This window comes from Yoonia sp. D2-7, assembly GCF_055809435.1.
In genome coordinates this window covers 2419251-2432849 of the sequence record NZ_CM147912.1, presented here as the reverse complement: position 1 = coordinate 2432849, position 13599 = coordinate 2419251, and the positions used below count along the sequence as shown (strand labels likewise).

Genomic DNA, 13599 nt, shown 5'->3' with positions numbered 1-13599 from the left:
GTGGCGCGCGCAGCTGGACGAGCCCGATAAGGGCAGAAGGTGGCGAATTGAGCAGTGGCAGCAGCTCAGTTCGCCATTTTCACATCTAACGCCGATTTGGGCACATCAGAGAGGACCAAGGGACAGTGGTCTTGAGTTTTACAGGCGAACACACCCAAAAGGTGGACAGCAAGGGACGCATGTCGATCCCTGCTGATTTTCGTCGTGTGCTTGAGGCGGGCGATCCCGAATGGACCACTGGCCTATCTCCCCGCATGTATCTTCTTTATGGCGATCACCTGAAAAATGAACTGCACGGCTACACCGTGGAAGAGTTCAATAAGGTCGTCGATCAAATCAACGCATTGCCCCGTGGGTCTGACGCGAAAAAACGCCTGTCCCGGTTGTTTATCGGTCAATCCATCAAGCTGGACGTTGATAAGGATGGCCGCACTGTCATGCCCATCAAGCAGCGTCAAAAGCTGGGCCTGAAAGACGGTGAGCTGTATTTCAGCGGCCTTGGCGATCACTTCGAGATTTGGAAAGCCGAAACTTACACCGAGGAAGTCGGCGATAACATGGCCGATTGGCTTGAAGGGCAGGGCGACGACTTTGATCCGCTCAGCCTGTTGGACGGATAAAGAATATGTCAGCTGCCGCAGACCAAAACGACCCTCACATTCCTGTCCTGATCTGGCCGCTTATCCAAGCGGTCGCACCTGTCTCTGGCGTTTGGCTGGATGGCACGTTTGGGGCGGGTGGTTACACACGTGAATTGCTGGCCGCCGGCGCGGATAAAGTGATCGGTGTGGACCGCGATCCATTGGCGTTTGAGCTGGCCGAACCGTGGACTAAAGATTTCGGCGACCGAATTGAACTGGTTGAGGGCGTGTTTTCACGGCTCGACGAATATGCGTCCGATTTGGACGGTATCGTGTTGGATCTAGGTGTATCGTCGATGCAGTTGGATTTGGCCGAACGTGGCTTTTCATTCATGCGCGACGGACCTTTGGACATGCGCATGTCGCAGGACGGGTTGTCTGCGGCTGACATCTGCAACACCTACGATGAAGAAGAAATCGCCAGCATTATCTTCCTGTATGGCGAGGAACGCGCGTCGCGTCGCATTGCCAAAGCCATCGTCGCGGCGCGTCCGTTAGAAACAACGCTAGAGCTCGCAAAGATCGTCGAAGGCTGTTTGCCACGTTCAAAGCCCGGTCAATCGCATCCCGCGACGCGGACGTTCCAAGCGCTACGGATTGCGGTGAACAACGAATATGGTGAGCTGGCAGAAGGTCTTATGGCCGCTGAACGTGCGCTCAAACCGGGTGGGCAGCTTGCTGTCGTGACCTTCCATTCAGTCGAAGATCGCATGGTCAAACGGTTCCTGCAGGCCCGTGGTGGCGGCATGGCCAATGCCAACCGCTATGCGCCCGCGACTGAAGAAATCGCTGCGGCCTTCAAGGTGACAAAGCGCAAGGCCATTGGGCCGGACGAACAGGAATTAGCTGAAAACCCAAGATCACGTTCCGCGAAACTGCGCGTGGCCACCAGAACAGACGTTCCGGCGGCGGACATTGATCCAGCGGACTTGGGGATGCCAATGAAGAAGAAAAAGGGAAAACGGTGATGCGGGGGCTCATGTTGTTTGTGGGGGCCATTATGGTGATGGCGCTGGGGTTTTGGTCATATCAAGAGAACTACAAAACCCGTGATGCGATTTCCGAGGTCCGCAAATTGCACCGCGAAATTGGTGCGGCGCATGAACGTATCGGCATGTTGCGTGCGGAATGGGCTTACCTGAACCGTCCGGATCGCCTGCGTGATTTGGCAGAGCTGAACTATGAACGTCTTGGCCTTTTACCATTGATGCCGGATGCATTCGGGCAGGTTGACCACATCATTTATCCATTGCCGGAAATTCTGCCGATCACTGATCCGATTGACGTCAACAACTACGTTCCAGAACCAACTGACGAGGATCCGCTATGATCCGCACGCCCCTGCGCCCGCTTGCCCGTATCCTCAAAGCCCGTGATCAGGGCGAAGATACGAAAGCGATTGAAAAAGAGAACATCCGCCTGCGTCATGAAGAAATGGCTGATCAGGCACGGATGCGGGCCGAAGGGCGTTTGCTTGTTCTTGGGGCTGCATTCTTCGTGGCTTTTATGACCATTGGTCTGCGCATGGGCACGCTTGCTGGCACCGTCGCGGAAGAACCGCGCGCGGTTGCCAACGGTAATCCCATCATTGGCCAGCGGTCTGATATTGTGGACCGCAACGGGCGGATCATGGCCACGAACCTTGAGACATTCAGCCTTTATGCCCACCCGCAAGACATGGTTGATCCTGCAAACGCAGCGACGCAACTGGCTACCATTTTCCCAGAAATGGACGAAAAAGAACTACTCGAAGACTTCACAGGGTCGCGCAAATTTCTGTGGGTGCGCAGGCAGTTAAGCCCTGAACAGATGCAGCAGGTCCACGATATCGGCTCTCCGGGGTTGTTGTTCGGCCCGCGTGAAATGCGGCTCTATCCAAACGGTCCTGTCGCAGCACACATCCTTGGTGGTGCGTCCTACGGGCGTGAAGGCGTGGCAAGTGCCGAAGTGATCGGTGTGGCTGGCGTTGAACGTCAATTTGACAATTTCCTACGTGATCCGGCAAGCGAAGGTGCGCCGCTGGAACTGTCGCTCGACTTGACCGTGCAGGCCACGACCGAAGAAGTGTTGCACGGTGGTATGACGTTGATGAACGCCAAAGGTGCTGCATCCGTATTGATGGACGTGCACACAGGCGAAATCATCGCCATGGCGTCTTTGCCGGACTTCGATCCAAACAACCGCCCGCAGGTTTTGTTGACGGGCGATCAATCTGACAGCCCGCTGTTTAACCGCGCGGTGCAAGGGGTGTATGAACTCGGCTCGACTTTCAAAATCTTCGCGGTAGCACAGGCCATGGAACTTGGTTTGATCAACGCAAACACGATGATCGATACTAAAGGTCCGCTGACGTGGGGTCGTTTCCGCATTCGCGATTTCCACGACTACGGGGCGCAATTGTCCGCAACGGACGTCATCGTGAAGTCGTCCAACATCGGCACCGCTCGCATTGCATTGCAATTAGGTGGCACCCGTCAACGCGATTTTCTGGGTGAATTGGGCTTCTTGGAAGCCACACCAGTTGAAATGATCGAAGCGCCGTCAGGTGCGCCATTGTTACCGCGTAACTGGTCTGAAATCTCAACGATGACAATCTCTTACGGGCACGGCATTTCGACGTCTCCGCTGCATTTGGCGGCTGGATACGCGTCGCTTTTGAATGGCGGTACGAAGGTTGAACCGACATTGCTGCGCCAGCATCACCCGCAGAACGGCGAACGTATCGTCAGTGAACGTGTGTCTCGTGCATCCCGCGACATGTTGCGGGCTGTGGTTGAACGCGGCACCGCGTCCTTTGGCGAAGTTTTGGGCTACGAAGTGGGCGGAAAAACAGGAACAGCGGACAAGCCGCGCGAAAACGGTGGTGGTTACTACGACGATAAGGTGATTTCGACCTTCGCCAGCGTGTTCCCTGCTGACAACCCTCGCTATGTTTTGATCGTGACGTTGGATGAACCGTCTGAAAATTCAGGCGATAAACCACGCCGTACGGCTGGTTGGACCGCTGTACCTGTCGCCGCAGAGATGATCCGCCGCGTCGCACCGCTGCTTGGCCTCAGACCAGAGATTGAAACCCTCCAGCCCGTTGGTGTAACACTGACCTCAAACTAATACTGAGGGTCGGACATGGGCAGTCAACAACATCAGGCGGCGTCGCTTGCAAGCTTGGGGCTGCGTGCCGCCGGTGGCCGCGAAGCAGACATTACAGGCCTAACGGTTGATAGTCGGGCGGTTATGCCGGGCATGTTGTTTGCAGCATTGCCGGGTGCGAAGGTGCACGGCGCGTCCTTCATAGGAAAAGCGCTGGCGGATGGTGCTGCGGCCATTTTGACGGACCAGGATGGGGCCGCGCTGGCGGCAGAGGTTCTGACGCAATCAGATGCCGCATTGATCGTCGCCCAAGACCCACGACAAACATTGGCCCAGACCGCGTCACTCTGGTTTGGCCCGCATCCAGCGAATGTCGTGGCGGTAACCGGAACAAACGGAAAAACATCCGTCTCGACCTTCTGTCGTCAAATCTGGGAAATCATGGGCTGTTCGGCCGTGAACCTTGGCACAACGGGCGTCGAAGGATCATGGACCTATCCGCTCAGCCACACAACACCAGAACCTATCACGTTGCACCGCGTTATGGCCGACGCGGCCCGCAACGGTATCACGCACACTGCAATGGAGGCGTCGTCGCACGGGCTTGATCAGCGCCGCCTTGATGGGGTGATGCTGTCGGCGGCGGGGTTTACGAATTTCACGCAAGATCACCTTGATTACCACGAAACATTCGAAGCTTACTTTGAAGCCAAAATGGGTCTGTTCACCCGCGTTCTGTCCGAAGATGGCGTCGCGGTCGTGAACCTTGATGACCCCAAAGGCGACGAGGTCGCAAGCCTGTGCACATCGCGCGGACAAGAAGTCATCGGCGTTGGCCGTCACCCTGATGCGCAATTGCAATTGACCGGACAACGCTTTGATTCTGTTGGCCAAGATGTCTTGTTCAAATGGCAGGGCACCCGCTACCAGACCCGTCTTGATCTGATTGGCGGGTTCCAAGCCGAAAACGTTTTGCTGGCTGCAGGTCTTTGCATCGCGTCGGGGTCTGAACCCAACGATGTGATTGATGCGCTGCAAGAACTGACAACCGTGCGTGGCCGGATGGAGCTTGCAGCGACCCGTGATAACGGGGCTGCTGTATTTGTTGACTACGCGCACACACCCGACGCTATCGCGACCGCGCTGAAAGCAATGCGCCCGCACGTTATGGGCCGCATCGTGGTGATCGTAGGGGCAGGTGGGGATCGTGACACATCGAAACGCCCGCTGATGGGGGCCGCGGCTGCCCAGCACGCAGATGTGGTGATCGTAACTGATGATAACCCGCGTTCCGAAGACCCCGCGAGCATTCGTGCCGCTGTCATGGCTGGCGCATTGAACGGCGTCGGGACGCCATCAGTGACTGAAATCGGTGACAGGGCAGAGGCGATTTTGCGCGGCGTCGATTCGCTGGCACCTGGTGATGCGTTGTTGATCGCGGGCAAGGGCCACGAAAGTGGCCAAACTGTCGGCGATACCGTTTTGCCGTTTGACGATGTGGAACAAGCCAGCGTTGCTGTCGCGGCCTTGGAGGGCAAGATATGACGCTTTGGACCTCTGCGGATGCAGCCGCGGCTACGGGTGGCAAGGCCACAACAGACTGGGTGGCCAACGGCGTTTCAATCGACACCCGCACGATCCAAGAAGGCGACTTGTTCGTTGCCCTGAAGGACGTCCGCGACGGGCATGACTTTGTCGCGATGGCGTTGGACAAAGGGGCGGCAGCGGCACTTGTGACGCATCGCCCTGAAGGTGTTGCTGGCGACGCGCCTTTACTGATTGTGCCCGACGTTTTGGCGGCGTTGGAACAGCTTGGGGCGGCGGCGCGCGCCCGCACGGACGCCCGCGTGATCGGGATCACGGGATCCGTCGGCAAAACGTCCACCAAAGAAATGATGCGGATCGTGTTAGAGGCACAGGGCAAAACCCACGCCTCTGTCGCGTCTTACAACAACCATTGGGGCGTGCCGCTGACGCTCGCGCGGATGCCAGCCGACACGGACTACGCGATCATCGAAATCGGGATGAGCAATCCGGGCGAAATCGCGCCGCTGTCCAAGATGGCCAAGCCGCATGTGGCAATGATCACGACCGTGGCGGCGGCACACTTGGAAGCGTTTGAAGACCTGTCCGGCATCGCCGTTGAAAAAGCGTCGATCATGGATGGGCTGCAGTCCGGTGGCATCGCAATTTTGAACGGTGATATCGAAACGGCGCACGTGCTGCGGGATCATCTGGGCGAGAAAACTGGCGTCTGGTTCGGTCACGACGCGCAAAGTGATTGGAAAATCAACGATGTACGGATCACACCTGATGCAACGGTGATTCAAGCACATGGCGCAGGGGAAGATTATCTTATTAAGCTCTCTGTCCCCGGGCGTCATTTTGCGATGAATGCAGTTGGGGTTTTGGCGGCGGTCAAAGCGCTTGGTGCTGACCCGATGCAAGCCGCACTTTCCATCGCGGGATGGTCACCCGTCGAAGGGCGCGGCACCCGTGAAGTCGTGACGATTGACAGCGGTATTGAACACGGCACGATTGACCTGATCGACGACGCCTTTAACGCCAACCCAACGTCCATGACAGCCTCACTAGAAGTGCTGGCCGCGACACAACCCATTGATAATGTGGGACGTATCGTCAAAGGGCGGCGCATTGCTGTGCTGGGTGATATGCTGGAACTGGGCCCTGATGAGACCGCCAATCACCGTGATCTCAGTGAAAACGAGCATCTTCAATCTTTGGACGTGGTGCATTGTGCTGGGCCGCGGATGAAACATCTTTGGGATGCGTTGCCCGAAGAGCAACGCGGCGAGTGGCGCGAAACCGCTGCGGATGTGGCTGCGATTGCCAACACGCTAGTGGACGCGGGCGATGTGATCCTTGTGAAAGGATCAAAAGGCAGCAAAGTCAGTCTTGTCGTTGACGCGATCCGTAAACTGGGGCATCGCGATGCTGCGCAATCAAAAACCGACCAAGAAGGACGAGTGTAAATGTTGTATTGGCTGACGGCCCTGTCTGACGGCGGTGATTTTTTCAACCTTTTCAGATACATCACCTTCCGTGCCGGCGGTGCGTTTCTGACTGCGCTTACATTTGGTTTCATCTTTGGCCTGCCATTGATCAACGTGCTGCGCAAGCGTCAGGGCAAGGGCCAGCCGATCCGCGAAGACGGTCCAGAGGGGCATTTTGTGAAAGCTGGGACGCCGACGATGGGCGGTTTGCTGATTGTGGGCGCGTTAACCACGTCAACGCTGCTTTGGGCGCGGTTGGATAACCCCTATGTCTGGATGGTTTTGTTTGTCACATTGTCCTATGCGGCGATTGGTTTTGCGGATGATTATGCGAAAGTATCCAAGCAAAACACGGCTGGTGTGTCTGGGCGCGTGCGTCTTGGTCTGGGCTTTCTGATTGCCGCAATTGCGGGCCTTTGGGCTGCGTATTTCCATCCGGCTGAACTGTCGAACCAGCTTGCCGTGCCGATTTTCAAAGACCTTTTGTTCAACATGTCATTCCTGTTTGTCCCTTTCGCAGTCATCGTGATTGTGGGGGCGGCGAACGCGGTGAACCTGACGGACGGGTTGGACGGTTTGGCAATTATGCCGGTGATGATTGCGGCGGGAACCTTTGGAATCATTGCGTATTTTGTGGGTCGGGTCGATTTCTCGGAAAGCCTTGGTCTGCATTATGTGCCTGATTCAGGTGAAATTCTGATCTTCTGTGCTGGTCTGATCGGCGGCGGTCTGGGCTTCCTTTGGTACAACGCGCCACCCGCTGCGGTGTTCATGGGCGACACCGGATCGCTTGCATTGGGCGGCGCTTTGGGTGCGATTGCTGTGGCCACAAAACACGAGATCGTTTTGGCAATTGTCGGCGGCCTGTTTGTGGTCGAAGCGCTGTCTGTGATCATCCAAGTGCTGTACTTCAAAGCGACTGGGAAACGCGTGTTCTTGATGGCTCCGATCCACCACCATTACGAGAAAAAGGGCTGGGCGGAATCGACGATTGTGATCCGGTTCTGGATCATTTCGTTAATCCTCGCGATGATCGGTTTGGCGACGCTGAAGGTCCGCTAAACTGCTTGTGATTTGCGTGCACAATGCGTGCACAACCCGTGCACTGCGATGTCGTGTCGTGCCGCATGGTTTTGGACAAAGTTGAAGGGCGTCATATGATTCCAGTGCAGGGGTATCGCGGTCAGAAGGTCGCTGTTTTGGGCCTTGGCCGGTCTGGCAAAGCAGCCGCATTGGCATTGCGCGAAGGCGGGGCGGTTCCAGTTGTTTGGGACGACGGGCAACCTGCACGTGAAGCTGCGACCGACGAAGGTTTCGACGTCTTGGATCTGACCAAAGCGGGGGCGTTCGACGGCATTGCGGCGTTGATCGTCAGCCCCGGAATTGCCCACCTTTACCCAAAACCACATCCGGTGATTGCTGCTGCATGGGATGCGGGCGTACCCGTGGACAATGACATCGGCCTGTTCTTCCGGTCCTTTGCGACGTCCGATTGGGCCAGTTTCGACACTGCACCGCGCGTCATTGCGATTACGGGATCAAACGGGAAATCCACGACCTCTGCCTTGGTGCATCATATCCTGACCGAAAACGGACGTGCTGCCCAATTGGCTGGTAATATTGGCCGTGGGGTGCTGGACATTGATCCACCGCTGGACGGGGACATCGTGGTGCTGGAACTGTCGTCTTATCAGACTGATCTGGCTCGTGCGCTGACGCCTGACATTGCAATCCTGACGAACCTCAGCCCCGACCATCTGGATCGTCACGCAGGTCCCGGTGGGTATTTCGCCGCCAAACGACGCCTGTTTGCCGAAGGTGGTCCGGACCGCGCCGTGATTGGCGTCGATGAGGACGAAGGACGCTATCTGGCCAATCAGTTGGTGGATAGCTTCTCTGATGATCGGGTGATCAGGGTGTCGTCTGGCCGTAAGCTTGATCAGGGTGGCTGGACCGTTTTTGCGAAAAAGGGGTTCCTGTCCGAATATCGCAAGGGCCGCCAAGTCGGGTCTATTGATCTGCGCGGAATTGCGGGATTGCCCGGTGCGCATAACCACCAGAACGCCTGCGCGGCTTATGCTGCGTGTCGGTCGATTGGGCTGGGTCCGAAAGGAATCGAGGCCGCGATGCGGACGTATCCGGGGTTACCGCACCGGTCACAGGTGATCGCGACGTCCGGCGGGGTGACGTATGTGAATGACAGTAAGGCCACGAATGTGGATAGCGCTGCAAAAGCATTGGCTGCATTCCCGAAGGTGCGTTGGATTTGTGGTGGATTACAGAAAGAAGGCGGGCTTGAGGCGTTACACAGCGCGTTGGATCACGTCGTGAAGGCTTACGTCATTGGTCGCGAAGCGGACGCGTTTGCCCGTGATTTGCCTGGTGTAGATGCGGCGATTTGCACAACAATGGAAGCGGCTGTCGCTGCGGCTGCGGCTGATGCGCAGGACGGTGAAGTGGTTCTGCTTGCGCCTGCTGCTGCGTCGTTTGATCAATACGATAACTTTGAACAACGTGGTGATGATTTTGCGGCACAAGTCCAAGCTGCGTTGGGCTAATTCGACCGGTAGGTTGCAATGGTGTCTGCGGCCGCGCCTGACTGTACCGCCTGTTTGTGCGTCACCCCAAGCAGCACGGTGATTGTCTTCACTTTGGCCAGTTTTGCGATCGAAAGCCTGTGGAAGCCTTGGTTTCCGAAGATCAGCTTCCCGTCGCGATCCATATGGACGACGATACAATCATGCAGCCGCGCGGTTTTATTAAGCGCATCGGGCAATGCGCCGTTGCGTTTGGTTTTTTCCCACAGGTCGTCAAGTCTGGCATAGCGTGCGACGAGGTCTGCGCGGGTAAAGCAATCATCGTATTTATGTTGGTCCGCGATACGTTTCACCCCATAGTCGATGATATTGGTCTCTTCCCAAGACTGCCCGCCTATGAAGTGTTTTTTGCAGGCTTTGAATTTGAAGGAAAGCACGAACGGGCGTTGCGCGATGTCCCAATCACCGTCTTTGATTTGCCCGGTGCGCCAGTGGGGCAGGCGCAGACCGTCGTTGGCCGCTGCGTGGTATCTAAGCTGTAGCATTTTGGGCGGGATATCTAAGCGTACCGCAGGTCCGGGCGCATTTTGACCGAAGCGCAGTGTATTCGACAGGCGAAGTAATCCGCTAAGGCGCGACAAGTAGCTTAGCGCCCTGAGATGGTTGTCAGGCCGTGTCATTTCCGCGTGTTTCTGATTGCTTGCCCCGCTGCCCAACCCGATGACCATGCCCATTGGAAGTTGTAGCCGCCGAGCCAGCCTGTCACGTCGACCGCTTCGCCGATGAAAAACAGGCCGGGGACGGATTTGGCTTCCATGGTTTTGGACGATAGGCCGTCGGTGTTGACGCCGCCGAGCGTGACTTCGGCTGTGCGGTAGCCTTCGGAACCTGATGGCAGGAGCGGCCAAGCCGATAGTGCGTCACAGATCGCTTGCAGTCGCGCGTCGCTTTGGTCTGCGATGTTGCCGGTCAGATTCATATCGTCCTTGAGGAAATCAATCAGGCGGGCGGGTAGGTGCATCGACAGGATGCTCGTCAGAGCTTTCTTACCAGACGTTTCCCGTGCCCCGCGCAGTTTGTCGAAGAGATCAGCTGCCGGGATCACGTTGACGGTGATTGGATCACCTTCGTGCCAATAGCTGGACGCTTGCAGGATCGCAGGGCCGGATAGGCCGCGGTGGGTGAAGAGTAGCGCTTCGTCGAAGCTGGTGCCGTTTGCCGTGATGCGGGCGGGGGTGGCGACACCGGCGAGCGGTTTGAATTTGTCGTCGCTGAAGGTCAGTGGCACGAGGCCGGGGCGCGGGGTGATTACGTCTAGGTCAAAGTGATCAGCGATTTGATAGGCGAGGCCGGTTGCGCCCATTTTAGGGATCGACTTGCCGCCTGTCGCGACGACCAGATTAGTCGCGGTGATCTGCGTGTCGCGTCCGTCGCGTGTCAGGGTCGCCGAGAAGTGCGTGCCATCGTGGGCGATGTTGGTGATCCCGGTGTTCAGCCAAAGTTGCGCACCCGCTTTGTCCATTTCTGATCGCAGCATGGCGACGATATCTTTTGCGGTCTCGTCGCAGAACAATTGACCGAGCGTTTTTTCATGCCATGCGATGCCGTAGTCCGACACCAGATTGATGAAATCCCACTGCGTGTAACGTTTAAGCGCGGATTTGGCGAAATGGGGGTTCTGGCTGAGGAATTGCGCGTGTGTCGTGCCCATATTCGTGAAATTGCAGCGTCCACCGCCGGAAATGCGGATCTTTTCGCCCGGTGCTTTGGCATGGTCTATGATCACGACGCCCGGACCCGCGTGCGCGGCGGCCATCATGCCTGCGGCACCTGCGCCAAGGATGAGAGTTTGGATATGCATGTGGCCGTGGGTGGCCTGAAATTTGAACCAGTGCAAGAGGTAGGCTGCAAAGTTGCCGTGCAGCAGAAGATGAAAGCGGGCGCTGAACCAGTAAAAGTCGTTATTTTTAGTGGTAAGACGCGTTTTTTCGCGCTAAGGTCGCAGAATATAGATCCGCAAAAGCGGGCAAAGAGGCAGTGAGAGCGGTGATCCATGACGGAAATGGTCTATGGCACGGTCCCGGTACGTACCGGTGACCCTATTCTTCCACGTTGGTGGCGTACGATTGATCGATGGACGATGTCCTGCATTCTGATCCTGTTCGGGATTGGTCTCATGCTGGGTCTTGCGTCTTCGCCGCCATTGGCTGCGAAAAACGGGCTAGAGCCGTTTCATTACGTGACGCGTCAGGCCGTTTTCGGCGGTGTTGCGATGATGGTGATGGTCGGCGTGTCGATGATGCCGCCGCAACTGGTGCGTCGTTGGGCCGTTATTGGATTTGCCTGCGCGTTTGTGGCGCTGGCTTTGCTACCTGTGCTGGGCACAGATTTCGGCAAAGGCGCTGTGCGTTGGTATTCGCTGGGGTTCGCGTCGGTTCAGCCGTCAGAATTTTTGAAGCCAGGGTTTGTTGTTGTCGCCGCGTGGATGTTGGCCGCTGGACAGGCTGTCGGTGGCCCGCCGGGTAAGTCGTATTCCTTTGCGCTGACCGTTGTCATTTGTACCTTCTTGGCGTTGCAGCCGGATTTCGGACAGGCCTGTCTAGTCTTGTTTTCATGGGGTGTGATGTATTTCGTGGGCGGTGCCCCGATGATGTTGTTGCTGGTCTTGGCCGGTGTTGTCGTGCTTGTGGGCACGTTTTCTTATGCCAATTCAGAACACTTTGCCCGTCGGATTGACGGGTTTTTGTCGCCAGATGTCGACCCGACAACGCAGCTTGGGTATGCGACAAACGCGATCCGCGAAGGTGGATTTTTCGGCGTGGGTGTTGGTGAAGGCCAAGTGAAATGGTCGCTGCCGGATGCGCATACAGACTTTATTATCGCCGTTGCCGCCGAGGAATATGGCCTTGTCTGCGTCATCGCGATCATTGCGCTTTATGCCACGATTGTGGTCCGTTCGCTAACTCGTCTGATGAAAGAACGTGATCCGTTTATTCGTTTGGCGGGGACTGGGCTTGCTTGTGCGTTTGGCGTGCAGGCGATGATCAACATGGGCGTGGCCGTCCGGTTGTTGCCCGCGAAGGGGATGACGTTGCCATTTGTATCCTACGGTGGGTCATCGCTGATCGCTGGTGGGATTGCTGTGGGCATGTTGTTGGCGTTTACGCGGTCGCGTCCACAGGGCGAATTGGCCGATGTGCTTGGACGGAGGCTTGGATAATGCCTGCACCTTTATTGATTATCGCGGCGGGTGGCACGGGCGGACATATGTTCCCGGCTCAAGCGTTGGCCGAAGCGATGCTGGCAAAAGGCTGGCGGGTCCGTCTGTCGACTGATGCCCGTGGTGCTCGTTATACGGGTGGGTTTCCGGACGCGGTTGAAGTCTCCGTCGTTGGCTCTGCGACCTTTGCCCGTGGTGGGATTGCCGCGAAATTGGCGGTGCCGTTTCGTATTCTTGGCGGTGCGTTTTCAGCGATTGGTCGGATGATCAAGGATCGCCCTGTCGTTGTTGTGGGCTTTGGCGGGTATCCCGCGATCCCTGCAATGACGGCTGCGTGGGTGCTGCGTATTCCACGGATGATCCATGAGCAAAACGGTGTTCTGGGTCGTGTGAACCAGTTGTTTGCGAAACGTGTTGATCAGATTGCTTGCGGGACGTGGCCGACTGAATTGCCTGACGGTGTTGAGGGTGTTCATACGGGCAATCCTGTAAGGTCCGCGATTTTGGATCGTGCCGGTGCGCCTTATATTCCCCCCGGTGATTACCCGATGTCGATTGTGGTGATGGGCGGATCGCAAGGCGCGCGCATCCTGTCGGACGTTGTGCCGCCTGCGATTGCGAACCTACCGATGGAAATGCGCCGCAATATCCGCGTGTCCCAGCAGGCCCGCGAAGAAGACCTTGAACGGGTGACGGATTTCTACGCGGCTGAAGGTATCAAGGCCGATGTGCAGACGTTTTTTACGGATGTGCCGGAACGGCTGGCTGATGCGCAGTTGGTGATTGCCCGCTCTGGTGCGTCGACCGTGGCGGATGTCAGCATCGTTGGCCGCCCTGCGATCTGGGTGCCGTTGGCTGTCGCGATCCGCAATGAACAAGAAGCGAATGCGCGCGAGCTCGTTAATGCGGGCGCCGCTGTGATGATGAAAGAGGACGTGTTCGAAGTCGACGCACTGTCCGCCGAGATTGCCAAGATCTTGGGCGACACGGACGCGGCGTTGCAGATGTCGCGCGCGGCATTTGCCTGCGCTGTACCTGACGCGACAAACCGCCTTGAAACTTTGGTTGAAACGCTGGCAAACGGCCCGCAAGCTTAA

At 57.0% G+C, this 13599-nt stretch carries 12 protein-coding genes; 10 read left to right on the top strand and 2 right to left on the bottom strand.

Translation table 11 applies throughout. The features are described 5' to 3' along the window. Positions 1–125: 125 nt before the first annotated feature. The 8 genes from AC0L7R_RS11875 to murD all read left to right on the top strand — a co-directional run bounded on the left by AC0L7R_RS11875 (position 126) and on the right by murD (position 9303). Complete coding sequence (locus tag AC0L7R_RS11875; protein ID WP_247126583.1) at positions 126–620, top strand: division/cell wall cluster transcriptional repressor MraZ; 495 nt, start codon at positions 126–128, stop codon at positions 618–620. 5 nt (positions 621–625) lie between these two features. Beyond that, entirely contained in the window at positions 626–1609 is a 984-nt protein-coding gene (gene rsmH / locus AC0L7R_RS11870; RefSeq protein WP_473657097.1) for a 16S rRNA (cytosine(1402)-N(4))-methyltransferase RsmH, read from the top strand. Then, positions 1609–1971, top strand: coding sequence for a cell division protein FtsL (gene ftsL, locus AC0L7R_RS11865; RefSeq protein WP_247126586.1), 363 nt, complete (start codon positions 1609–1611; stop codon positions 1969–1971). The genes rsmH and ftsL overlap by 1 nt, the downstream gene beginning before the upstream one ends. Continuing rightward, positions 1968–3752, top strand: a complete 1785-nt coding sequence (locus AC0L7R_RS11860; RefSeq protein ID WP_473657095.1) for a penicillin-binding transpeptidase domain-containing protein — start codon at positions 1968–1970, stop codon at positions 3750–3752. The genes ftsL and AC0L7R_RS11860 overlap by 4 nt, the downstream gene beginning before the upstream one ends. Before the next feature lie 15 nt (positions 3753–3767). Continuing rightward, positions 3768–5276, top strand: coding sequence for a UDP-N-acetylmuramoyl-L-alanyl-D-glutamate--2,6-diaminopimelate ligase (locus AC0L7R_RS11855; protein ID WP_473657093.1), 1509 nt, complete (start codon positions 3768–3770; stop codon positions 5274–5276). Further along, positions 5273–6724, top strand: coding sequence for a UDP-N-acetylmuramoyl-tripeptide--D-alanyl-D-alanine ligase (locus AC0L7R_RS11850; RefSeq protein WP_473657092.1), 1452 nt, complete (start codon positions 5273–5275; stop codon positions 6722–6724). The genes AC0L7R_RS11855 and AC0L7R_RS11850 overlap by 4 nt, the downstream gene beginning before the upstream one ends. Then, the gene (mraY, locus tag AC0L7R_RS11845; protein WP_247126594.1) at positions 6725–7807 is read left to right on the top strand and encodes a phospho-N-acetylmuramoyl-pentapeptide-transferase; all 1083 of its coding nucleotides are present in this window, start codon (positions 6725–6727) and stop codon (positions 7805–7807) included. Between the two features lie 95 nt (positions 7808–7902). Beyond that, entirely contained in the window at positions 7903–9303 is a 1401-nt protein-coding gene (murD, locus tag AC0L7R_RS11840) for a UDP-N-acetylmuramoyl-L-alanine--D-glutamate ligase (protein ID WP_473657090.1), read from the top strand. On the opposite strand, the gene AC0L7R_RS11835 is transcribed toward murD, so the two are convergent. Together AC0L7R_RS11835 and AC0L7R_RS11830 are read right to left on the bottom strand one after the other, a co-directional pair. Next, positions 9300–9962: a hypothetical protein gene (locus tag AC0L7R_RS11835; protein WP_473657088.1), complete on the bottom strand. Its 663-nt coding sequence runs from the start codon at positions 9960–9962 to the stop codon at positions 9300–9302. The genes murD and AC0L7R_RS11835 overlap by 4 nt on opposite strands. After that, positions 9959–11143 (bottom strand): aminoacetone oxidase family FAD-binding enzyme, encoded by a 1185-nt coding sequence (locus tag AC0L7R_RS11830; protein WP_473657086.1) that lies wholly within the window; start codon positions 11141–11143, stop codon positions 9959–9961. The genes AC0L7R_RS11835 and AC0L7R_RS11830 overlap by 4 nt, the downstream gene beginning before the upstream one ends. Before the next feature lie 192 nt (positions 11144–11335). On the opposite strand from AC0L7R_RS11830, the gene ftsW reads away from it, so the two are divergent. Both ftsW and AC0L7R_RS11820 read left to right on the top strand, forming a co-directional pair. Further along, entirely contained in the window at positions 11336–12502 is a 1167-nt protein-coding gene (gene ftsW, locus AC0L7R_RS11825) for a putative lipid II flippase FtsW (RefSeq protein ID WP_247126600.1), read from the top strand. Beyond that, on the top strand, positions 12502–13599 hold the full coding sequence (locus AC0L7R_RS11820; protein ID WP_473657084.1) for a glycosyltransferase: 1098 nt from the start codon (positions 12502–12504) through the stop codon (positions 13597–13599). The genes ftsW and AC0L7R_RS11820 overlap by 1 nt, the downstream gene beginning before the upstream one ends.